23 protein-coding genes and 1 pseudogene are annotated in these 22,074 nt (G+C 64.6%); 12 read left to right on the forward strand and 12 right to left on the reverse strand.

Going from position 1 to position 22,074, the window contains the following annotated elements:
• Positions 1 to 55 precede the first annotated feature (55 nt).
• On the forward strand, positions 56 to 1,738 hold the full coding sequence (phaC, locus tag DXK50_RS01525; protein WP_212629135.1) for a class II poly(R)-hydroxyalkanoic acid synthase: 1,683 nt from the start codon (positions 56 to 58) through the stop codon (positions 1,736 to 1,738).
• A 70-nt stretch (positions 1,739 to 1,808) separates the two neighbouring features.
• Positions 1,809 to 2,423, forward strand: a complete 615-nt coding sequence (locus DXK50_RS01530; protein WP_161897847.1) for a TetR/AcrR family transcriptional regulator — start codon at positions 1,809 to 1,811, stop codon at positions 2,421 to 2,423.
• 83 nt (positions 2,424 to 2,506) lie between these two features.
• Here the strand turns inward: DXK50_RS01530 and DXK50_RS01535 are convergent, their stop codons facing one another.
• From DXK50_RS01535 to DXK50_RS01545, 3 genes are all read right to left on the reverse strand, one after another.
• Positions 2,507 to 3,343, reverse strand: a complete 837-nt coding sequence (locus DXK50_RS01535) for a phasin family protein (protein WP_212629136.1) — start codon at positions 3,341 to 3,343, stop codon at positions 2,507 to 2,509.
• 10 nt (positions 3,344 to 3,353) lie between these two features.
• Complete coding sequence (locus tag DXK50_RS01540) at positions 3,354 to 3,800, reverse strand: phasin family protein (RefSeq protein WP_161868077.1); 447 nt, start codon at positions 3,798 to 3,800, stop codon at positions 3,354 to 3,356.
• A gap of 242 nt (positions 3,801 to 4,042) precedes the next feature.
• Complete coding sequence (locus DXK50_RS01545; RefSeq protein WP_161897849.1) at positions 4,043 to 4,318, reverse strand: polyhydroxyalkanoic acid system family protein; 276 nt, start codon at positions 4,316 to 4,318, stop codon at positions 4,043 to 4,045.
• A 147-nt stretch (positions 4,319 to 4,465) separates the two neighbouring features.
• On the opposite strand from DXK50_RS01545, the gene ubiE reads away from it, so the two are divergent.
• The 9 genes from ubiE (at position 4,466) to DXK50_RS01590 (ending at position 10,329) form a co-directional block, all read left to right on the forward strand.
• Positions 4,466 to 5,236, forward strand: coding sequence for a bifunctional demethylmenaquinone methyltransferase/2-methoxy-6-polyprenyl-1,4-benzoquinol methylase UbiE (ubiE, locus tag DXK50_RS01550; RefSeq protein WP_013713709.1), 771 nt, complete (start codon positions 4,466 to 4,468; stop codon positions 5,234 to 5,236).
• Positions 5,236 to 5,853, forward strand: coding sequence for a ubiquinone biosynthesis accessory factor UbiJ (locus tag DXK50_RS01555; RefSeq protein WP_161897851.1), 618 nt, complete (start codon positions 5,236 to 5,238; stop codon positions 5,851 to 5,853). The genes ubiE and DXK50_RS01555 overlap by 1 nt, the downstream gene beginning before the upstream one ends.
• Positions 5,850 to 7,436 carry a ubiquinone biosynthesis regulatory protein kinase UbiB gene (ubiB, locus tag DXK50_RS01560; protein WP_161897852.1) on the forward strand — a complete coding sequence of 529 codons (1,587 nt, stop codon included), beginning with the start codon at positions 5,850 to 5,852 and terminating at the stop codon, positions 7,434 to 7,436. The genes DXK50_RS01555 and ubiB overlap by 4 nt, the downstream gene beginning before the upstream one ends.
• Positions 7,437 to 7,506: 70 nt before the next feature.
• Complete coding sequence (hisI, locus tag DXK50_RS01565) at positions 7,507 to 7,905, forward strand: phosphoribosyl-AMP cyclohydrolase (protein ID WP_004372946.1); 399 nt, start codon at positions 7,507 to 7,509, stop codon at positions 7,903 to 7,905.
• On the forward strand, positions 7,898 to 8,233 hold the full coding sequence (locus DXK50_RS01570; protein ID WP_011920745.1) for a phosphoribosyl-ATP diphosphatase: 336 nt from the start codon (positions 7,898 to 7,900) through the stop codon (positions 8,231 to 8,233). The genes hisI and DXK50_RS01570 overlap by 8 nt, the downstream gene beginning before the upstream one ends.
• Positions 8,234 to 8,255: 22 nt before the next feature.
• Positions 8,256 to 8,489 (forward strand): twin-arginine translocase TatA/TatE family subunit, encoded by a 234-nt coding sequence (gene tatA / locus DXK50_RS01575; protein ID WP_024306614.1) that lies wholly within the window; start codon positions 8,256 to 8,258, stop codon positions 8,487 to 8,489.
• Between the two features lie 3 nt (positions 8,490 to 8,492).
• Positions 8,493 to 8,831 carry a Sec-independent protein translocase protein TatB gene (tatB, locus tag DXK50_RS01580; protein ID WP_161868092.1) on the forward strand — a complete coding sequence of 113 codons (339 nt, stop codon included), beginning with the start codon at positions 8,493 to 8,495 and terminating at the stop codon, positions 8,829 to 8,831.
• A complete protein-coding gene (tatC, locus tag DXK50_RS01585) occupies positions 8,828 to 9,622 on the forward strand; it encodes a twin-arginine translocase subunit TatC (protein WP_161897853.1) in 795 nt (264 codons plus the stop codon). The genes tatB and tatC overlap by 4 nt, the downstream gene beginning before the upstream one ends.
• On the forward strand, positions 9,619 to 10,329 hold the full coding sequence (locus DXK50_RS01590; protein ID WP_212629137.1) for a 16S rRNA (uracil(1498)-N(3))-methyltransferase: 711 nt from the start codon (positions 9,619 to 9,621) through the stop codon (positions 10,327 to 10,329). Before tatC ends, DXK50_RS01590 begins: the two co-directional genes overlap by 4 nt.
• 207 nt (positions 10,330 to 10,536) lie before the next feature.
• On the opposite strand, the gene dtd is transcribed toward DXK50_RS01590, so the two are convergent.
• Positions 10,537 to 10,974, reverse strand: a complete 438-nt coding sequence (gene dtd / locus DXK50_RS01595) for a D-aminoacyl-tRNA deacylase (RefSeq protein WP_212629138.1) — start codon at positions 10,972 to 10,974, stop codon at positions 10,537 to 10,539.
• Entirely contained in the window at positions 10,971 to 11,942 is a 972-nt protein-coding gene (gene pip / locus DXK50_RS01600) for a prolyl aminopeptidase (RefSeq protein WP_212629139.1), read from the reverse strand. The genes dtd and pip overlap by 4 nt, the downstream gene beginning before the upstream one ends.
• Positions 11,943 to 12,019: 77 nt before the next feature.
• Between pip and DXK50_RS01605 the strand changes: the two genes are divergently transcribed.
• On the forward strand, positions 12,020 to 12,457 hold the full coding sequence (locus tag DXK50_RS01605; RefSeq protein WP_212629140.1) for a hypothetical protein: 438 nt from the start codon (positions 12,020 to 12,022) through the stop codon (positions 12,455 to 12,457).
• A 66-nt stretch (positions 12,458 to 12,523) separates the two neighbouring features.
• On the opposite strand, the gene DXK50_RS01610 is transcribed toward DXK50_RS01605, so the two are convergent.
• The 7 genes and pseudogenes from DXK50_RS01610 to DXK50_RS01640 form a co-directional block, all read right to left on the reverse strand.
• Positions 12,524 to 13,066, reverse strand: a complete 543-nt coding sequence (locus DXK50_RS01610) for a lipocalin family protein (protein ID WP_161868003.1) — start codon at positions 13,064 to 13,066, stop codon at positions 12,524 to 12,526.
• A gap of 12 nt (positions 13,067 to 13,078) precedes the next feature.
• Positions 13,079 to 13,330: an outer membrane protein assembly factor BamE domain-containing protein gene (gene bamE, locus DXK50_RS01615; RefSeq protein WP_017360545.1), complete on the reverse strand. Its 252-nt coding sequence runs from the start codon at positions 13,328 to 13,330 to the stop codon at positions 13,079 to 13,081.
• Between the two features lie 69 nt (positions 13,331 to 13,399).
• Positions 13,400 to 14,002: a DUF924 family protein gene (locus DXK50_RS01620; protein WP_212629141.1), complete on the reverse strand. Its 603-nt coding sequence runs from the start codon at positions 14,000 to 14,002 to the stop codon at positions 13,400 to 13,402.
• Positions 14,002 to 15,009 carry a class 1 fructose-bisphosphatase gene (locus tag DXK50_RS01625; protein WP_161897855.1) on the reverse strand — a complete coding sequence of 336 codons (1,008 nt, stop codon included), beginning with the start codon at positions 15,007 to 15,009 and terminating at the stop codon, positions 14,002 to 14,004. The genes DXK50_RS01620 and DXK50_RS01625 overlap by 1 nt, the downstream gene beginning before the upstream one ends.
• Before the next feature lie 34 nt (positions 15,010 to 15,043).
• Positions 15,044 to 16,732, reverse strand: coding sequence for a histidine kinase N-terminal 7TM domain-containing diguanylate cyclase (locus tag DXK50_RS01630; protein WP_249186594.1), 1,689 nt, complete (start codon positions 16,730 to 16,732; stop codon positions 15,044 to 15,046).
• A 235-nt stretch (positions 16,733 to 16,967) separates the two neighbouring features.
• Positions 16,968 to 18,311, reverse strand: coding sequence for a DUF3999 domain-containing protein (locus DXK50_RS01635; protein ID WP_212629548.1), 1,344 nt, complete (start codon positions 18,309 to 18,311; stop codon positions 16,968 to 16,970).
• Positions 18,312 to 18,313: 2 nt separating this feature from the next.
• Positions 18,314 to 21,911, reverse strand: a pseudogene (locus DXK50_RS01640) (DUF2339 domain-containing protein).
• Positions 21,912 to 22,074 lie beyond the last annotated feature (163 nt).

Below are 22,074 nucleotides of genomic sequence, written 5' to 3' on the forward strand. Positions count from 1 at the left end.
CATCTGGCAGTCCGCGCCATGAATGTCTCTAGGTTTGACGACGGAGTGTTGCCCCATGCGAGACAAGTCGAACCCGGCCTCACTGCCGGCACCTGCCACCTTCATGAATGCCCAAAGCGCAGTAGTGGGCGTACGCGGGCGCGATCTGTTATCCACCATGCGCCTGCTGGCCGCCCAGAGCCTGAAGAATCCAGTCCGCAGCGGCCGGCATCTGCTGGCCTTCGGCGGCCAGCTGGGCCGCGTGCTGCTCGGCGACACGCTGCACAAGGTCAACCCGCAGGATACGCGTTTCGCCGATCCGACCTGGCACCTCAACCCCTTCTATCGACGCAGCCTGCAGGCCTACCTGGCCTGGCAGAAACAGCTGGCGGCGTGGATCGATGACAGCGACCTGTCGGCCGATGATCGCGCCCGCGCACGCTTTCTCGCCTCGCTGATGAGCGACGCCCTGTCGCCGTCCAACAGCCCGCTCAATCCGCAGGCGGTAAAGGAGCTGTTCAACACCGGCGGCAGCAGTGCCTTCAAGGGTTTGCGCCACCTGCTCGACGACCTGCTGCATAACGACGGCCTGCCCAGCCAGGTCAGCAAGCACGCCTTCGAGATCGGCCGTAACCTGGCTTGTACGCCCGGCGCCGTGGTATTTCGCAACGAGCTGCTGGAGCTGATCCAGTACAAGCCGATGAGCGAAAAGCAGTACCTGCGGCCGCTGCTGATCGTGCCGCCGCAGATCAACAAGTACTACATATTCGATCTGTCCAACGACAAGAGCTTCGTCCAGTACGCACTGAAGAACGGCTTGCAGACCTTCATGATCAGCTGGCGCAACCCGGATCCGCGCCACCGCGAATGGGGCCTGTCGAGCTATGTGCAGGCCGTCGAGGACGCCGTCGACGCCTGCCGCGCCATCAGCGGCAGCAAGAACGTCAACCTGCTCGGCGCCTGCGCCGGCGGCCTCACCATCGCCGCCCTGCAAGGCCATCTGCAGGCACGTCGGCAGTTGCGTAAAGTCTCCAGCGCCACCTACATGGTCAGCCTGCTCGACAGCCAGATCGACAGCCCGGCCATGCTCTTCGCCGATGAGCAAACCCTGGAAGCGGCCAAGCGCCGCTCCTACCAGCAGGGCGTGCTCGATGGCCGCGACATGGCCCGCGTGTTCGCCTGGATGCGCCCCAACGACCTGATCTGGAACTACTGGATCAACAACTACCTGCTCGGCAAGCAGCCACCGGCGTTCGACATCCTCTACTGGAACAACGACAACACCCGCCTGCCCGCGGCCCTGCATGGCGACCTGATCGACTTCTTCAAGCACAACCCGCTGCGCCGTGCCGGTGGGCTGGAGGTGTGCGGTACGCCGGTCGACCTGGCCAAGGTCAACGTCGACAGCTTCAGCGTGGCCGGCATCAACGATCACATCACGCCCTGGGATGCGGTCTATCGTTCGACCCTGCTGCTCGGCGGCAACCGCCGTTTCATCCTCTCCAACAGCGGCCATATCCAGAGCATTCTCAACCCGCCGGGCAACCCCAAGGCCAACTACCATGAGAACGCCAAGCTCACCTCCGACCCGCGCGCCTGGTACCACGACGCCCGGCATCGACAGGGCAGTTGGTGGCCTCAGTGGCTGGAGTGGATTCAGGCGCGTTCCGGCGAGCAGCGGGAAACCCTGATGGCGCTGGGCAACCAGAGCCATCCGGCCATGGAGGCGGCACCGGGCACCTACGTGCATATCCGTTGAAAGCAATGGCCGGCAGCGTAGCGGCCGGTTATCGTCAGCCCATCGCGCCCAGCCGAACAAGAAGCCAAGGATGAAAACCCGCGAACGCATTCTGCAAGCCGCCCTGCAGCTGTTCAATGAGCAGGGCGAGCCCAACGTTTCCACCCTGGAGATCGCCAACGAACTGGACATCAGCCCGGGTAATCTCTACTACCACTTCCACGGCAAGGAGCCGCTGGTGCTGGAGCTGTTCGAACGTTTCCAGGCCGAGATGGCGCCGCTGCTCGATCCACCAGCCGAGGCCGAACTGGATGTCGAGGACTACTGGCTGTTCCTGCATCTGATCGTCGAACGCCTGTCGCAGTACCGCTTTCTCTTCCAGGACATGTCCAACCTGGCCGGACGGCTGCCAAAACTGGCGCGCGGCATTCGCCACTGGCTGAACGCGCTGAAACGCACCCTGGCCGCCCTGCTCGCCCGCCTGATGGCCGACGGTCAACTGAACAGCGACACCCAGGCGCTCGGCCAACTGGTCGAGCAGATCACCCTGACTCTGCTGTTTTCCCTCGATTACCAGCGCATCCTCGATCAGGAAGGAGAAGTGCGCCTGGTGGTGTACCAGATCATGATGCTGGTCGCGCCGCACCTGAACCAGCCATCACGCAGCACGGTCGAGCATCTGGCACAGCGTTATCTGGAAGCCTGACGCACATCCGCAGTTGCAGCGCCACTCCACGACCTGAAATGAAAACGCCCGGCACCAGGCCGGGCGTTTTGATCCCGAGAAACTCAGGACGAGGTGGCGGGAGTCGCCGGAGTAGCTGCCGGAGCCGGTGCAGCTGCCGGAGTCGCAGCAGCCGTCGGGGCCGGAGCCGGTGCTGCCGGCTTCGCTGCAGCCGCCTTGGGCGCGGCTGGCTTTTTCGCGGCCGGTTTTTTCGCTGCAGCCGGTTTCGCGGCCGGTTTGGCCGCCGGCTTGGCGGCCGTCGCTGGCTTGGCTGCAGCAGCCGGCTTGGCAGCGGGTTTCGCTGCGGCCTTGGCTGCCGGCTTGGCCGCAGCTTTAGCGGCCGGTTTTGCAGCGGCCGGTTTCGCGGTAGCTTTGGCAGCGGCTGGCTTGGCTGCAGCTTTGGCGGCCGGCTTCGCTGCAGGTTTGGCAGCGGCCTTGGCAGCAGGCTTGGGCGCCGCTTTGGCAGCAGGTTTGGCGACAGACTTGGCCGACACGCCAGCGATCTTTTCCAGTTGCTTGGTCAGGCTGTCGACCTTGTCGTTCAGCGCCTTGACTTCGTTACGGCTGGGCACGCCCAGACGCGAGATGGCGTTATTCAGACGCTTGTCGAACGCCTCTTCCAGCTCGCTCCACTTGCCGAACGCCTTGCCCTTGACCTCGTCGACCTTGGAGCGGGCCGAGCCGACACCGGCTTTGACCGCGCCGACCTGCTTGTCGACTTCGGTCTTGGCCTGTTTCTCGGCCTTCTCGCCATCCTTGACCAGCGAGTCGAACAGCTTGGTGCCGTCCTTGCTGACCTTGGAGTAAGCGCCCAAGCCTGCCAACCAGATCTGGCGCGAGTATTTCTCGACCTCGCCGATCCAGGAGCTGGTCTGTTTCTCGGTTTTCTTCTTAACAGCCATCCTGATCTCCTTATTTGGTACGCGCGACGTGCTCGAGCAACGCGCTCAGCTCATCCAGCTTAGCAGAGAGTGCTTCTACATCCTGCTTGGACGGAATACCGATGCGGTTCAGAGCGGAAGCCACACGAGTATCGAAAGCCTTCTCGATCTTGTCGAGTTGAACTTCGACCTTGCCTTTAACGCTGGTGACATTGGAATTGACCGACTGCTTGACCGATTCGATCTGGCTGTTGGCGGCCTCGACCTGTTCGTCGACCAGCTTCTTGCCTTTGTTCTCGACGCCTTCACCGGCCTTGACCAGTTCCTTGAAGTATTCGGCCCCCTCGGCACCCGCCTTGGCATAAGCGCCCAGGCCGGCGAGGTAGATCTTGCGGGCATAGCCCTTCACGTCGTCGAACAGACCGGCCTTGTCTTCGACCACGGCTTCGGTTTTTTTCTTCACGGCAACTTTCGACATGGTGCACCTCACGCGCTTTGACAGTTAGCGGAAACGCCCACGGAATGCAGGCTTGGGTACACCCTAGGGAGAAAAATTAGAAATCACATACTAAGAGCGGCTTCAGGCTTCAGGCTTCAGGCTTCAGGCTTCAGGCTTCAGGCTTCAGGCTTCAGGCTTCAGGCTTCAGGCTTCAGGCCAAGCAGCGTAGCGAATTGCTTTTGCTCTTACCTGCCGCCTGTAGCCTGCGGCCTGCAGCCCCTTCACACCAACGACTTATCCAAGACCTGCTCGATCTCGCGCTGGATCATGCCGCCCATGGGCGACAGCAGCAGGCCGAGCTTGAGCTCGACACGTACGGTGTCTTCACCCACTGCAATGCTGCCATCGGCACCACTGCGCTTGAACTCCAGGACGTCGCCATTCCAGCGATAACGTACGTCGTACTCGCTGGCCAGGCGTTCGGCCAGGCGCTCGGCCTTTTCGCGGGCGCCCTCGCGACCGAGGGTATGGGATCGTTCGACACGAATGCGGGACATGGCAACTCCTTGAACTGGCAGCGCGCCGCACGGCTGCGGCATGAAGTCACATCACTCTACCAGCCCATTGGGCGAGCGGGCACCCAGGCAAGACAAAGGCGCCAGGCGCCTTTAGAATGGGGCGGTTTTCTATCCGGTGAGAGCGACATGAGCGATCCACGCAAGGCCCAGGAACAGGAACCCACCACTCACTTCGGTTTCCAGGACGTGCCGGAAAGCCAGAAGGCAGAGAAGGTAGCCGAAGTCTTTCACTCGGTGGCGGCCAAGTACGACCTGATGAACGACGTGCTGTCCGGCGGTCTGCACCGCCTGTGGAAGCGCTTCACCATCGAGCTGTCAGGCGTACGCCCGGGCAATCGCGTGCTGGATATCGCCGGCGGTACCGGTGACCTGACCCGCAAATTCTCAAGCCTGGTCGGTCCGACCGGCGAAGTGGTGCTGGCCGACATCAACGACTCCATGCTCAAGGTCGGTCGCGACCGCCTGCTGGACAAGGGCGTGGCCGGCAATGTGCAGTTCGTCCAGGCCGATGCCGAGAAGCTGCCCTTCCCGGACAACCACTTCGACGTGGTCACCATCGCCTTCGGCCTGCGCAACGTAACGCACAAGGAAGACGCCCTGCGCTCCATGCTGCGCGTGCTCAAGCCGGGCGGGCGGCTGCTGGTGCTGGAGTTCTCCAAGCCCGGCAACCCATTACTGGCCAAGGCTTACGACACCTACTCGTTCAGCTTCATGCCGCTGGCCGGCAAGCTGATCACCAATGACTCGGACAGCTACCGCTACCTCGCCGAGTCGATCCGCATGCACCCGGATCAGGAAACCCTCAAGGCGATGATGGTCGACGCCGGCTTCGAGCGCGTCACTTACCACAACATGACCGGCGGCATCGTCGCCCTGCACAGAGGCATCAAGCCTTAATGCTCATCACGGGTTTGCTGGCAGGCGTCGAGACGGGCCTCAACCGCGTCCTGCGCCTCGATGGTACGGCCTTGCCGCGTCTGCAGGCACTCAGCGGCAAGGTTATCGCCGTGCAGTGCCAGAGCCCGGCACTTGAGCTGTATATCCTGCCCAGCGGCGATGGTCTGCAGCTGGCTGCGCAATGGCATGCGCCCGCCGACTGTACGCTGACAGCACCGGCTGCCAGCCTGGCGCGTCTGGCCCTGAGCCGCGAGAAGACCGCCGTGCTGCATCGTCCCGAAGTATCGCTCGATGGCGACAGCGCCGTGCTGCTGCAACTGGCCGGCGTCCTGCAGGATCTGGAGCTGGACTGGGAATACGAAGTCTCGCGCTGGCTCGGCCCGGTGGCCACCACCCTGCTCGCCGGCCATCTGCGCAGCCGGGTGAACCTGGCCAGCAACGGCGCCGCCAGCCTCAGGCAGGATCTGGCCGACTACCTGGCCGAAGAATCACGAACCCTGGTGGGCCAGCGCGAAGCCGATGTGCGCTTCGCCGAGCTGGACCAACTGAAACTCGCCCTCGACCGCCTGGAAGCACGCATCGAGCGCCTCACTTCTGCCCATAAGCCCGACGCATGAAGCTGCTTGCCGTTCGCCGTCTGCTGCGCATCCAGCGCGTAGTGATCCGCTATCAACTGGACGAAATGCTCTTCGAGCTGCCGCTGCCGTTCTGGCTGCGCACCCTATCCTGCCTGCTGCCCTGGCGCTGGCTGCCACGCAAGCCGCTGGCGCTGTCGCGCGGCGCGCGCCTGCGCCTGGCTCTGGAGGACCTGGGGCCGATCTTCATCAAGTTCGGCCAGTTGCTGTCCACCCGTCGCGACCTGCTGCCGCCGGACATCGCCGACGAGCTGGCCCACCTGCAGGACCGCGTGCCACCGTTCCCCGAGGATCAGGCCATCGCCCTGATCGAGCGCCAGCTCGGCGCCCCGGTCAGCGAGCTGTTCGCCCGCTTCGACAGCCAGCCGCTGGCCTCGGCCTCGGTGGCCCAGGTCCACGCCGCGCAGTTGAAGAGCGGCGAGGAAGTGGTGGTCAAGGTGGTGCGTCCCGGCCTCAAGCCGGTTATCCGCCAGGACCTGGCCTGGCTGTTTCTGATCGCCCGCATCGCCGAAAGGGCCTCTGCCGATGCCCGCCGCCTGCATCCGGTGGAGGTGGTCAGCGACTACGAGAAGACCATCTACGACGAGCTCGACCTGCTACGCGAGGCGGCCAACGCCAGCCAGCTGCGGCGCAACTTCGAAGGCTCGCCACTGCTCTACGTGCCGCAGGTTTACTGGGACCTGTGCCGCCACCAGGTGCTGGTCATGGAGCGCATCTACGGCATCCCGGTGACCGACCTGGCCACCCTGGCCGACCAGCGCACCGACATGAAGCTGCTGGCCGAGCGCGGCGTGGAAATCTTCTTCACCCAGGTGTTCCGCGACAGCTTCTTCCACGCCGACATGCATCCCGGCAACATCTTCGTCAGCACCCGCACGCCCTGGAGCCCGCAGTACATCGCCATCGACTGCGGCATCGTCGGCAGCCTCACCGACGAGGACCAGGACTACCTGGCGCGCAACCTGCTGGCCTTCTTCAAGCGTGACTACCGCAAGGTGGCGCAGCTGCACATCGACTCGGGCTGGGTACCGGCAGAAACCAAGGTCAACGAGTTCGAAGCCGCCATCCGCACCGTGTGCGAGCCGATCTTCGAGAAACCGCTGAAGGACATATCCTTCGGCCAGTTGCTGCTGCGCCTGTTCCAGACCGCACGTCGCTTCAATATGGAGGTGCAGCCGCAGCTGGTACTGCTGCAGAAGACCCTGCTCAATATCGAAGGCCTGGGCCGCCAGCTGTATCCGGATCTGGACCTGTGGAGCACTGCCCAGCCCTACCTTGAGCGCTGGATGCGCGAGCGCATCAGCCCGCTGCACCTGCTGCGCAACCTGCAGCAGCAGGCCGAGCAGGTGCCGCACCTGTCGCAGATCGCCCGCGACACCCTGGAACGCCTGCAGCGCTCGCAGCAGCGCGAAGAGCAGCGCCCCAACCGCGACCAGTGGCCATTACGCCTGCTCGGCGCCGCACTGATCGGCGCAGGCACCGTTCAAGGCCTGGCGCCGCTGCTGGTTGCCTGGCCAGCCTGGCTGATGGTCGGTGGCGGTCTCTATCTGGTGCTGCGCCGATAGCCAGCCAGCCACAGCACTGGCACACTTGGCGAACTGACAGTCCGGCAGCGCCGGCAGACTTGGAACACCGATGAACGATTGGCTCGACGAAATCCACTGGAACGAAGACGGCCTGGTGCCGGCCATCGCCCAGGACCACCAGACCGGCCGCATCCTGATGATGGCCTGGATGAACCGCGAATCTCTCGCCCTTACCGTCAGCGAGCAGCGCGCCATCTACTGGTCACGCTCGCGTGGCAAGCTGTGGCGCAAGGGCGAGGAGTCCGGCCATGTGCAGAAGCTGCATGAACTGCGCCTGGACTGCGACGCAGACGTCATCGTGCTGATGGTCGAACAACTGGGCGGCATCGCCTGCCACACCGGGCGCGAGAGCTGCTTCTATCGCGTGTACGAGAATGGCGGCTGGAAGACCGTCGACGCCGTGCTGAAAGATCCGCACGCCATCTATGCAGGACACAGCCATGAGTGACACCCTGAGCCGCCTGGCCGAAGTACTGGAAGCGCGCAAGGGTGCAGCGCCGGACAGTTCGTATGTCGCCAGCCTGTATCACAAGGGCCTGAACAAGATTCTGGAAAAGGTCGGCGAGGAATCGGTGGAAACCATTCTCGCCGCCAAGGACGCCGCCGCCAGCGGTGACTGCAAGGACCTGATCTACGAAACCGCCGATCTGTGGTTCCACAGTCTGGTCATGCTCGCCGCCCTCGGCCAGCATCCGCAGGCCGTGCTGGATGAACTGGATCGCCGTTTCGGCCTCTCCGGCCACGCGGAAAAAGCCGCGCGACCGCAATCCGAATAACTTTCACAACGGAGAACGCATCATGGGTTTCGGCGGTATCAGCATCTGGCAACTCCTGATCATCCTGCTCATCGTGGTCATGCTGTTCGGCACCAAGCGCCTGAAGAATCTGGGCTCGGACCTGGGCGACGCGATCAAGGGCTTCCGCAAGTCGATGGACAACGGCGAAGCCGACAAGCCGGCAGTCGAAGAGCCCAAGGGGCAGACCATCGACGCCCAGGCACGCAAGGTCGAAGAGCCGGCGAAGAAAGACTAAGCCATGTTCGACATCGGTTTTACCGAACTGCTGCTGGTCGGCCTGGTGGCTCTGGTAGTGCTCGGCCCTGAGCGTCTGCCGGGCGCGGTACGCACGGCCGGCCTGTGGATCGGCCGGATCAAGCGCAGCTTCAACTCGATCAAGGCCGAAGTGGAGCGCGAGATCGGCGCCGACGAGATCCGCCGCCAACTGCACAACGAGCGGATTCTCGAGCTGGAGCGGGAAATGAAGGCGATGAAGCAGGACATCCTCGACACCACCAGCCTCAAGCCGGTCAACGAGACCGGCAAGCCCGCCGAAACGCCCCAGCCCGCCGCCCAGGACAAGAATCCCCAGCCATGAGCAAACTGCCGGACGCCGACCAGGAAATGCCCCTGGTCTCGCACCTGACCGAGCTGCGCACGCGCCTGCTGCGTTGCGTGGTGATTATCTTTGTGATCTTCGCCGGCCTGTTCTATTTCGCCCAGGACATCTACGCCCTGGTGGCGGCGCCGCTGCGCGCCTACCTGCCGGAAGGCGCGACGATGATCGCCACCGGCGTCGCCTCGCCCTTCCTCACGCCGTTCAAGCTGACGCTGATGTGCGCGCTGTTTCTCGGCATGCCGGTGATCCTGCACCAGGCCTGGGGCTTCATCGCGCCGGGGCTTTACACCCATGAACGGCGCATCGCCGTACCGCTGCTGATCTCCAGCATCTTCCTGTTCTATGCGGGCATGGCCTTCGCCTATTTCGTAGTGTTCCCGATTATGTTCGGCTTCTTCGCCAGCGTGACCCCGCAGGGCGTGGCGATGATGACCGACATCGGCCAGTACCTGGACTTCGTCCTGACCCTGTTCTTCGCCTTCGGCGTGGCCTTCGAGATTCCCATCGCCACCTTTCTGGTGATCTGGGTCGGCCTGGTCGACGTCGCCACCCTGCGCAAGAGCCGTCCCTACGTGATCGTCGGCTGTTTCGTGGTGGGCATGGTGCTGACGCCGCCGGACGTGTTCTCGCAAACCCTGCTGGCCCTACCCATGTGGCTGCTGTTCGAAAGCGGCCTGCTGGCCGGTGCGCTGGTCAAGCGCAAGCGTGACGAGGAGCAGCCCGAGGAAGAAGCCAAGCCCGAAGACCAGCCGCCCGCGCCCCTGTCGTGAATCTGCTGCTGCTGGAAGACGCCGATTTCATTGGCGTCGATCGGGTACGCCTCACCGGCCGACGTCTGAAGCATCTGCATGAGGTGCATCGCGCCGAGGCCGGCGACCGCCTGCGCGTCGGCCGCCTTGGCGGGCTGATGGGCGAGGGGCAACTGCTCTCGCTGGACGCCGAACATGCAGAGCTGCAGGTCAGCCTCGACCAGCCGCCACCGGCCAAGCTGCCCCTGACTCTGATCCTCGCCCTGCCCCGCCCGAAGATGCTCAAACGTGTGCTGCAAACCGTCAGCGCGATGGGCGTACCGCGTCTGGTGCTGGTCAACAGCTACCGGGTGGAGAAGAGCTTCTGGCAGACACCCTTTCTCGCCCCCGAAGCGCTTCGTGAACAGCTGATTCTCGGCCTGGAGCAGGCGCGCGACACCGTCTTGCCCGAGGTGAGCATCGAGAAACGCTTCAAGCCCTTCGTCGAGGATCGCCTGCCGGCATTGGCAGCCGGCACGCTGGGCCTGGCCGGCCACCCGGGCGACTACCCGGCCTGCCCACGCGCCGTGCAGGAGCCGGTGACCCTGGCCATCGGCCCGGAAGGTGGCTGGATTCCCTACGAAGTCGATCTGCTGCGCCAAGCCGCAGGCCTGCAGCCGGTGCAGTTGGGCGAGCGCATCCTGCGCGTGGAAACGGCGGTGCCGGCGTTGCTGGCCCGGTTGTTCTGATCGCGTTCTTTGAACCGCTGGAGCGCGCGACGCACCCTGCGGGCGGTGGGCAAGCTTCGCGTTGTCCACCCGATGCACAGCGCTGATTGTAGTCGCGGCTGAAGCCCCTCCCACGGGGACGTGGCATGCCTGCTTTTGCCAGCGCATCCACACTCTTGTGGGAGGGGCTTTAGCCGCGAAAGCTGTGCAGGTCCCTCAACTCCAGGCTCACACCTCGAGCAGGAAGGTCACCGGCCCATCGTTGACCAGGTGCACCTGCATATCAGCGCCGAAGCGTCCGGTGCCGACCTGAGGGTGCTGGGCCTTGGCCATCTCGACCAAGGCATCGAACAGTGCAGCGCCCTGCGCAGGCGGCGCTGCGCTGGAAAAGCTGGGGCGCATGCCGCTCTTGGTATCGGCGGCCAGGGTGAATTGCGAGACCAGCAGCAGACCTCCCTGCACGTCCGTCAGCGAGCGGTTCATCTTGCCCGCCTCGTCGCTGAATACGCGGTAGTTCAGCAGCTTGTGCAGGGCGCGGGCGAGGCTGGCCTGATCATCCTGCGGCTCGATGCCGACCAGCGCCAGCAGGCCCTGATCGATGCTCCCTACCACTTCACCTTCGACCTCTACCCGCGCGCCAGTGACGCGCTGGATCAGCAGCTTCATGCATCCTCCGGCGGCAGGTCGAGCAGACGGCGGGCCATCTGTTCAGTGGCGCGGATCAGCGCATCGGTGATACCAGGTTCCGCCGCCGAGTGGCCAGCGTCGCGGATGATCTGCAACTCACTGTTGGGCCAGGCCTGGTGCAGCGCCCAGGCGTTATCCAGCGGGCAGATGGCGTCGTAGCGACCATGCACGATGATGCCCGGCAAATGGGCGATTTTCGGCATGTCGCGCAGCAGCTGGTTCGGCTCGAGAAAGGCGTTGTTGACGAAGTAGTGGCATTCGATACGGGCGATGGACAACGCCCGGTGCGCCTCGCTGAAGCGCTCGACCACCTGGGTATTGGGACGCAGGGTGGCGGTACGCCCTTCCCAGGTCGACCAGGCCTTGGCCGCGTGCATCTGGGCGATCTGGTCGGCGCCGGTCAGGCGTTTGTAAAAGGCCTGCATCAGGTCGCCGCGCTCTTCAGGCGGAATCGGTGCGACGTAGTCTTCCCAGTAATCGGGGAACAGGCGGCTGGCGCCCTCCTGGTAGAACCAACTGAACTCCTGCGGCCGGCACAGGAAGATGCCGCGCAGAATCAGCCCGTGCACACGCTGTGGATGCGTTTGCGCATAGGCCAGCGCCAGGGTGGAACCCCAGGAGCCGCCGAACAGCACGAACTTGTCTATCCCCAAGTGCTCGCGAATACGCTCGATATCGCCGATCAGCGCCTGGGTGGTGTTGTTCTCCAAACTCGCGTGGGGCGTGGAACGGCCACAGCCGCGCTGGTCGAAGGTAACGATGCGATACAGTGCAGGATCGAAATAACGGCGGCTGGCAGAATCACAGCCTGCCCCTGGGCCACCATGAATGAACAATACCGGCAACCCATCCGCCGAGCCGCTCTCGTCGACGTACAGTACGTGCGGCGCCTCGACCGCCAGCTCATGGCGTGCGTAGGGTTTGATCTCCGGATACAAAGTCTGCATGGTTGGCTCCTGTTGGCTGGGCTACAACTGCCGTGTCCGCTCTGCCTGGCATCATAACCATGAAAAGGAAGTTCAGCATGTCGATGCGTCATCTGTTCTGGTCGCTGTTCATGACCCTCACCCTCCTGCTCGCAGGCTGCGGCGGTCGTGACGACCCGCAGGCTGCACTGGAAGCGGCCGTGCAGCAATTGCAGGACAATATCGAGGCCAAGAGCACCGGCGCGGTGATGGACCAGTTGCATGGCGATTTCCTGGCCCGCCAGGAGCTTGACCGCGAATGGGCCAAGGGCACCATGACCCTGCTGTTTCTGCGCCACAAGAACGTCAAGGTGCTCGCCCTGGGCAAGAAAAGCTGGATCGACTCGGCAATCAGCAGCAAGGGCTACACCGAGGCGCAGGTTGGCCTGAGCGGGGCCGAAGGATTGATCCCCGACAGTGCGCGGCACTATTCGGTGAAACTGGAGTGGTGGCTAGACGGCGGCGAATGGAAGCTCGTGCGCCTGGATTGGGAGTGATCCGTAGCCCGGATGCAACCCGGGAAATACCCTGTAGGCATCCCCGGATTACATCCGGGCTACAGGCTAGTCGGCCTGGCGCCAGATCAGGTCCGAGGTCACGTAACCCTGCTCGCGCGCGATGCTCAGCAGCTTGTCGCGGGTTTGCTGATCCACCTCAGGGGTGCGCGACAGCAGCCACAGGTATTTGTGCTCAGGATGGCCAACCAGCGCCACTCGGTAATCCTCGTCGTGGTAGATCACCCAGTAGTCACCCTTGATCGGCAGCAGTTTGCTGGCCCAGTTGTCGAAGCGTACCCACAGCTTGTCGGTCTTCCCTTCGACCTGCGGTTCGGCGACGCCCTTGGCCTCGATCCACTCCCCGTCCTTGTCGCGGCAGCGGTTGGTCACGTCGATGCGGCCATCGTCACGCAAACCGTAATGCGCTTCGGACTGCACGCAGTTGCGCTGGAAGAACATCGGCAGGCGCGCCAATTCGTACCAGGTGCCCTGGTAGCGCTGCAGGTCGACCTGCATGGTCTGCGGTGGCGGCTTCTGAATGCTGCCGGTACCGGAGTTGGCACAGCCGGCGAGGGCGAGAACGGCGCTGGCGATTAGGATCGAACGCATGGAAGCTCCTGTTTACTTGAGTCCCTTGCCGGAGAACAGCATGACTTTGTCCCCGGCGTACTGGACACTGATATAGGCCTTGTCGTCACCCCAGGTGCAGCTGGTCATCCCCAGTGCGCCGGCACACTCGCCCGGCGCGCCGAGCAGGCTTTCCACTTCCTGCTTGCTCATGCCGGCTTTGAGCTTGGAGTAGTTTTCCTGATTGATCTTGCTGCAAGCGGCAAGCAGGCAGCAGGCGAGCAACGCGACGATACGCATCGACATGGATGAAGCTCCTGATGGGAAGATGCCAGCAAGCTTGGCATAGCCGGCGACGACTTGCCCGATTGGAGTTCAGAAACGCGAGCCGGGTTCCCGCAGGAAGGCTTGTTCTTCGTCGCTGCAGGCGCGTCCAAGAATCGCATTGCGATGGGGGAAGCGCCCGAAACGGGCGATAATCCGCTGGTGGCGCTCGGCAAAATCGAGGAAGTTGGCGAACAATGCCTGCTCGTCGGCAGCGGCTTGGTTCAGCAGGCTGGCAAACAGCTCGACGGCGCGGTTCTGCAAGGCCAGATCCTCGGCGTGCTCGAACACCAGATAGGCAAAGACCCGCTGGATGGGCGCCAGCCTGAGATCCCAGTTGCTATCCAGGCCATCCTGCAACAACGGCTGCGCCAACTTGTCACCGGCAAAGGCCCGCGGCGTATCGCGATAGATCATGCGCGGCAGCTGGTCGAGCAGAATCAGTTGCGCCAGCCAGCCCTGCGGAACGTCCGCCCAGCCTTGCAGCTCGCCAGCCAGTGCCTGCTCGACCAGTGCGCCGAAACGCGTCTCGGCCTCACGGTCCTGGCTGTCGCGCTTGCCGAACCACAACCTCTGGCGCGCCGCCGCCACCTCGGCGGCCGTGCCGTGATCGGCACCGAACCACCAGTCGAGCAGCGGCTGCCAGGCGGGCATCAGTTGCGGTGGTACGCGGTGATGCGCAGCACTTCTTCCTTGGAACCGAGAAACACCGGTACGCGCTGGTGCAGGGAAGTGGGCTGGATATCGAGAATACGCTGGTTACCGTCGGTGGCAGCACCGCCGGCCTGCTCGATGATCATCGACATCGGGTTGGCTTCGTACATCAGGCGCAGCTTGCCCGGCTTGTCCGGCTCGCGGGCATCGCGCGGGTACATGAACACACCGCCACGGGTGAGGATGCGATGCACGTCGGCCACCATCGAGGCGATCCAGCGCATGTTGTAGTTGCGTCCCAGCGGCCCGGTCTCGCCAGCCAGCAGCTCGGAGACGTAACGCTGTACCGGCGCCTCCCAATGGCGCTGGTTGGACATGTTGATGGCGAATTCCTTGGTCGACTCCGGCACCTTGATGTTGTCGTGAGTGAGCACGAAGCTGCCCAGTTCACGATCCAGAGTGAAGCCTTTGACGCCGTCACCAAGGGTCAGCATCAGCATGGTCTGCGGGCCGTAGATGGCGTAGCCGGCCGCAACCTGCTGGGTGCCCGGCTGGAGGAAGGCATCCTCGCCCAGGTCGCCGGTGTCACCGTTACGATCCGGGCAGCGCAACACCGAGAAGATAGTGCCGACCGAGACGTTGACGTCGATGTTGCTGGAGCCGTCCAGCGGGTCGAATACCAGCAGGTAGGCGCCTTTCGGATACTTGCCGGGGATCTGGTAGGCATTGTCCATTTCCTCGGAGGCCATGCCGGCCAGGTGGCCGCCCCATTCGTTGGCCTCAAGGAGGATCTCGTTGGAGATGACGTCGAGCTTCTTCTGCACTTCACCCTGCACGTTCTCGCTGTCCAGGCTGCCCAGTACGCCGCCGAGGGCGCCCTTGGAAACCTGGTGGCTGATCGCCTTACAGGCCCGCGCCACGACTTCGATAAGGAAACGCAGATCGGCCGGGGTGTTATGGCTGCGAGTCTGCTCGATCAGGTAGCGGCTCAGGGTGACGCGGGACATGGAGGACTCCGGAAAGAGAAAAATCGCACGCAGTTTAACCCGAGTCGCCGCGCAATGCTGCCTGCCGGGATGGATGGCTGGCATCGCCATCTGCCAGCAAGCCGCAGACGCGGTTACGACCGTCGCGTTTGGCCTGGTAGAGGGCGGCATCGGCGACCTGCAAAAGCTCGTCGAGCGCCTGCCCCTGCTCTGGCCAATAGGCCAGGCCGGCGGACAGGGTCACGCGTTGATCACCCCCACGGGTGGCGATATCGCGTGCCGCCAGTTGCGCACAGATACCCTGCAGACGTTCGACCGCCTCACGCGGATCGGCGCCCGGCAATATCAGCAAAAACTCTTCGCCACCGATACGGAACACGGCGTCGGTGCTGCGCAGGTTGTCCAAGAGGTGCTGAGCCACCGACTTGAGTACATCGTCGCCGACCAGGTGGCCGCACTCGTCGTTAAGTCGCTTGAAATGGTCGAGATCGATAAGCGCCAGTGCCAATGGCAGATTTTCGCGCTGCGCCCTTGCCAGTTCGCGGTCGAAGAACTCATCCAGATAGCGGCGGTTGTAGAGCCCGGTCAGCGGATCGCACAGCGCCTGCTCGCGCAGCTGCTCATGCAGAACCGAGATGGTGCGCAAACGCTCTTCACTGACCGCCAGGGCCTCGGCCAGCTTGAGCTCGGCAAGATGCCTCAGCGTGACGTCGCGCACATAGAGCATGCGCCCGAGCAAAACCGGGCCGTTGCGCGTGGTGCGCTCGATCCCGCGCACACGCACTTCGTAGTAGCGCGCGGCGCTGGTCAGGCTGAGCATCTGCTCGCTCGCCTCGCCTTGGTGCTGTTCGAGCAAGCGCTGCAGATCGGCACCGAATACCGGCCAGTCGGCCAGCGCCCGTCCCTGCCAGCCTTGCTGCAGGCCCGCCAGCCTGAGTGCTGCCGGGTTGGCCTCGATCACCCGCCCGCGCGGGTCGACCACCAGCACCGGGTCGATCAGGGCTTCGAGCAGCAGGTGACGCGCCACCGGCATCAGGTCGAACAGGCGCACCCCGAGAATCAGCCAGGCGAAGGCGACCAGGGTGAAAGCGAAGCAGAACGGCGTGGGATCGACGCCAAACACGGTCCAGCCAAACACAACGTAGGCGATGTTGGCCGTCCAGGGCGCTGCCGTGACCAGCGCGAAACCCAGATAGTGCCGCCGATGAAGCCCCTGGCTGAGTACCGCGGCACGCACCACCACGCCCATGCAGAACACCATCAGCAGGTAGACATAAGCTGCGGTAACGTAGAACAGCGGACCATGCCGATAACGCACCGGAGCCCCGGGGCTGTCGTCGATCGGACCGCTGCTGGCAAGGTAGAACAGCCCGTGCCAGGGGTTGCTCAGCGCAACGATCCAGACCAGCACAGGCATCAGACTCAGCGCCAGCAAGCCGGCGCGCGGCACAGGTGTGCGCACGCTGTTGACGTACTGCCAGAGAAACACCGCCCAGAAGGTGGGCGTGAACAGGATTCCGAGCCAGGCCAGGCCGGAGAGAAACATCTTGCACTCGGCCGACATCACGCTCAGCTCCAGCGAGGAGCAGGCCATCCACCAGAGGCTGGAAAGGTGCAGCAGAATGAAGCTGTCGCGTCCGGGGAAGTCGCCCTGGCGGGTCATCCAGTGCGCCAGCAGGATGACGCCGAAGCACACCAGCAGGGTGACGAGAACCGGGGGCGATGGTGACCAACCAGGCGCCATGCAGGCCTGTATCAACGGGGCCTCCGTTGGCAGACGCCCGTGACGGAGGAGGCGACGAAGCGAGTCGAGATACGCAAGCGGGCCTTCCTGACCAGAGTAGAGGGCGTTGATGCCCGAAGCTGCTCACGGCTCACAACGCGGTGACACTTCCCAACCGAAGCAACCGTGAACGCTGCCTAAGATACTGCAAAAGCATGGCTTGAACAGTAATGACATGCATTCCCGACCATGGCGCTCAGCCTTTGTCAGGACGCCGCAGCAGGCTCGCCGCCATCGCCGCCAACAATGCCACTCCGAGCAACAACACAGCCCAGAGTCCCCAACGCTTCCAATCCGTCGCCGCTGTCGCCGGTACATTCACTTCAGCCGACCGCACGGCAGCGACATCGACCTGTGCCGATGCCAGCGAGGTCAGACGCTCGGTCGAGTTACCGGGGATCAGGGTGCTGAGGGGAAGCGCGGCCGCTGTGGCATCGGCGCGTCCTACCGCGAGTCGGTAAGGCGGCTCGCCGCGCGCCAGGAAAACCAGCTGGGTGGCGCGCACGGCGAAGGCCGCGGTCGGTGCCTGCTGACCCAAGCCTCCGCCACGTGCGTCGATCTTCAGGCGCACCTGGCGCACCGGCAGGGCCGGCAGGACCAATTCATCCTGGCGCACCTCGCGACCCTCTTGCGGCAACCGATAGAGCACACCGCTGGCAAGCGCTCGCCAGGGGTCTTTCTCTGCCGCGCGCGCCGCGAATGAAACAGGCGCCAAGGTGTTGGGTTCGTCCAGATTGATGCGCACGCGTTCGATTGGCAGCGCTTGCGGCAATTGCCATTGGTAATGTCCATCGCTCGTGGCTTGCGCCTGCATCGGCTCGGACCAGACCAGCGGCGCCGGGCTGCTCGCCTGGCGGCGACTGCGCAACGTCACCGCGTCCAGCTCCGGAGCCTGCCGCGGGCTGCTCCAGAGCAGACGGATGTAGCGTGCCGCTCGCTCGGGCAGCTCCACCTGAGGCTGATCGATCCTGTCGCCTGCGAAGCTCAGGCGCGCCACCTGCCCCTCCCCCCAGCGGCTCCAATGCTGCAGGTCGTCGCTGGCCTCGATGGCGAAACGCTGGAAGCCCTCCTCACCGCCGCTCCAGTTGAGGTCGAGGCGCACCAGCGGCGCATCGATGGCGCTGGCATCGAGCAACCAACCGCGCAACTGGCGCTGCACGGGCGCCGGTTCGTCGCCAGTCAATTCGATCAGGGTGCCGTCGGTGCTGCGCTGCACCCGCAGGCGCGGCACATCGTTGTGCTGCGCATCGGCGTACAGCGGGAACCAGCGCACCCCGTGCTCCTGTTCCTCGTCGCGCGATTCGCTCTGGCCTGGCAACAGCGCGTAGGCCTGGACCTGACCGGCGCCGTTGAAGATACGCAGGTCACGCAGGTCGGCATGCCGAGCGGCGTAGTGCACGGCCATCGGCAACTCGACCCGATACCAGGGGCCTGTCCCATCCAGCGTCAGCGGCAGCAGTTGGCGATAGTCCTGCGGACGCTCCTCGGCCTGTGCCCATGCGATCAGCGACAGGCCAAGGGCCAGACAGGCAGCGATCATTCTCACGACAGCGACTCCTCGTTCACAGGGGCTTCATCGGTCTTGCGCGGCGGCAGCGGGGCAAAATAACCCACAACCAAAAGCAGCACGCCGACACCGATGAACGAAACGATACGCTCCAGCCCGCCACGATTGCCCAGCTCGATGAAGAACAGCTTGGCCACCACCAGAGCGATCAGTGCGGCGCCAACCAGCCACAGCTCGCGACGCGCGCGCAGGTGGCCGAAGAGCATCAGCGCCAGGGCGATCAGGGTCCAGACGATGGACAAACCAGCCTGCACCAGCATCGAATCGAACAGCGCCGGGCTGTCCCAGGCCACACCGCCCCAGTGATGAGCCGTCCGCATCACCATCACCGTCAGCAGGGCAAAGAGCGACAGTCCCGCCACACACTGAGTGATCTGTAGTGCGCGCGCAGGTTCCAGGGCGAAGCGTGGCAGGGCGAACCGCCCCCAGACCACCAACGCGCCCAGGCACAGCAGCAGACCGAGTTCCAACGGGTTGAGCAGCGGCAGGTAGGGCAGCGGGTCGCTGTCGCCGGCACTGTTGGCGTTAGCCAGCCAGAACCAGACGAGCATCAATGCCGCCAGGGGTGCAGCGGCCCAGAGACGGTATTCGCGCTCGAAAGTGGCCACCGGCCAGGGCAGGCGACGCGCCTGCGCCATGACCCAGAGATAGGCCGTCGGCAGCAGCGCCCAGCCCAGCCAGCGCCAGGCGTTGTAGTGATCGGCCAGGCTCAGCAGCAGGTAGCGCAGTTCCAAAGCCAGCACGCCGATCAGCAGCCAGCAGCCGAGCACATGGGCGACGCTGGCAGCGCGGCTCGGCAGCAGTTCAGCCAGACGCCGCAGTACCAGCAGATGCACCGCGATAATGGCAGTCCACCCCAGCCAGCCAAAGTTCGCGGCCGGATGGTAAAGCGGATGCCAGGCATGGATCAGCACCACCCCGGCCACCGGCGCCAGCAGGCTGCACAGCACCGCCAATTCACGCCAGCGGGTGCGCAGGGCCAGCAGCATCCAGATCAGCACCGACAACGCTGCCAGCACCAGCAACGCGCTGGCTTGCAGATCCGGCGCCACGAAGCGCAGCACTTCGCTGCTCACAGCCAGTGCCCACCAAGCCGCGCCCCAGGCCAATAACAGCTGGCCCAGGCGCTGCAGGCTGACGCCGTCGATGCCCGTGTCGCGAGCGCCATGCGCCAGGCGGTGCAGACGCCAGGCGCCGATCTGCGCGGCCAGGCCGAGCACAGCGGGCGTCCAGAAGCCGGTATGCGCCAGCGGCGACAGGCCCTCGCCGCTGATTCCTGCCAGCAGCAACGGTCCGGCCGCGAGGAAGGCCAGGCCGGCGAACAGCTGCAGCGCCAGGCTGAACAGGAAGGCGGCGCGTTGCTGCAGATACAGCGCCAGCCAGAGAATCAGCAGCCCCGTACCGCCCCATACCGCAGCGGCTGCGACCCAGGGTAGGACGAAGAGCACGGCCAGATTGATGAACACCAGGCCCACCAGCATGATCGCCGACAGTGCGCCGAGCAGCCGGCGGTTCTCGCGGATGTGCGGATCACGCGCCGCCAGCAGCATGCCGGCGATCAGGCCGAAACCGACCATCGACGCGGCCAGCAGGCCGAACCAGCCCGCCTTGAAGCTGTTACCGCCGAACAGCGAATCCAGCGCCATCTGCCCGAGGAACAGCAGCCCGCCGAGCAGCTGCACGGCAAAGGCGCTGTAGACGAAGCTCGGCGCCGCGATGCGCAGCCCGACCAACAGCGTCGCCAGCCCCGCCAGCGCCCAGGCGATGGCCGTGCCGGGGGCCTCGAACAGCAACGGTGCGATCAGATAGAGAAAACGCCAGACCGGCAATGCCGAGCCAGGGCAGCAGGCGCCTCTCCCAGGCGCTGCCCGCCTCAGGTTCGCGGCGCAGTTGCCAGTAGCTGAACAGCAACGCCACGCCGAGCATCAGTGCGCCCAGCGGCGAACCGTCGAGCAGACTGGCGTAGCCAAGATCCAGGCCACTGAGGAAGGCCAGCGCTGCGCCGACCTGTAACAACAGGGCGAAGGCGCGCGCCAGCGGCCGGCCCTGGCGTAGGCCGAGCCAGTAGATACCGGCGCCTTCCACCGCCCAGGCCGCCGCCGTCCAGCGCGCATCCAGACCCAGCGGGATGGCCAGGCTGGCGAATACCACACCAAGGGCCAGGCAGATTTCCACCAACAGCCGCGCCCGCTCGCCGGCGCGCGCCTTGAGTACCCGCGCCAGCAGCAGATAGAACAGCCCGAGGCCGAGGGCGCTGAACGCCGCAGCGAACTCGATATGGCGCACCAACGCCACCTGCAGGCCGAAGCCGACCAGCGGCGGGCCGAACAGGGTGGCGGCGTCGACATAGTCGCCACGGCGCAGCGACCAGCGCAGCAGCTCGTCCCGCGCCTCGGGCGCATCCGCTGCGTCACGCAGGGTGCGGCGGGCGAACAGCAGGCCGATGGCCACGTACATCACAAAGAACAGGATCAGGAACGGCTGGGTGCTGCCCAGCAGCTCCGGCGTGTAGGAGCGCAGGCCCCAGGCGAAGCCGATGCCGAAGGTGCCGACGAAGCCGATCAGGTTGAGCAGGCGCCAGGCCCTGAACCAGGCGATGGCGAAGATGCCGGCATTGAGCAGGGCGAAATAGGAGAACAGCGCGACATGGTTGCCGCTGCCGGTGGAAGTCAGGATAGGTGCGGCGAAACCGCCCAGCGCTGCCGCGGCGGCCAGGCCCAAGGCGTTCTGCTGCACGGCGAGAATCGCCGAGAACAGCGTCACCGCCACCAACAGCCCCAGCGCCATGCCGGGGTCGAGCAATGGATGCAGGCGCATGGCGGCGAACACCGTCAGGTACAGCACGGCGATGCCGGTGCCCTGCAGCACCAGGGCGTAACCGGGATTGCGCCGGCGTAGCCACCAGCCCAGGCCGAGCAAGGCCAGGGCACTGGCCGCCACGCCCATGTAGCGCAGCTCGACCGGCACCTCGACACCTTCGGTGGCGTAGCGCAGCAGGAAGGCCAGGCCGAGGAACAGCAGCACCACGCCGATCCGCAACACGGTGTTGCCACCAAACAACCAGGCCTTGGCGGCGGCGATGCCACGCTCGATCAGATTCGGTTCACGCGGTGCCTGTTCGCGCCAGGGACTTTGCTGGGGAACCGGTTGCGGTTCGGCAATGACCTGTGCGGCAAGCGGTGCAGGCTGTTCGGCAGGAGGGGCCTCCAGCTCCGGTAGCGTCCAGTCCAGCTCCGGCACGGATTCTTCGGCAATCGCCGGCTCGGGCTGCATCTCAGGTTCGGATTGGGCCAGGGGTTCAGCAGATGCTGCAGCCGGGGCAGACCCAGGCTCGCTGCGCTCGCCCTGCTCCACCTTGAGTAGGCGTTCGTGGATCGCGCGGGTTCCGCGGTCGAAGCGCTCGGCGAATTCCTTGAGCTGTGCGGTCAGTTGCGCGTTGCGCGTCTCCAGCCCTTGCAGACGCAGCGCCTGCCCCAGACTGAGGCCGAGCAGGCCGCCAAGAATGGCGCCCGTGACGGATTCGCTGACGCCCGCGCCGAGCACCAAACCGACCAGCATGAAGATCCATTGCATGCGTTATGTCCTACCGCTGTGTAAATGTCCTCGCGTCCCTGCCGGCAGCCCGAGGTGGCTGCCAGTATAGGAGCAGCGAGCGTCCAGCCACAGAGAGACGACTGCCACACAGGTCACAGGCACAACGCAAAGTAGCCAACTGCCAGCCGGTGCTTCACAAATG

The sequence above is a fragment of the Pseudomonas sp. KB-10 genome (genome assembly GCF_018221585.1).
GTDB lineage: Bacteria > Pseudomonadota > Gammaproteobacteria > Pseudomonadales > Pseudomonadaceae > Aquipseudomonas > Aquipseudomonas yangonensis.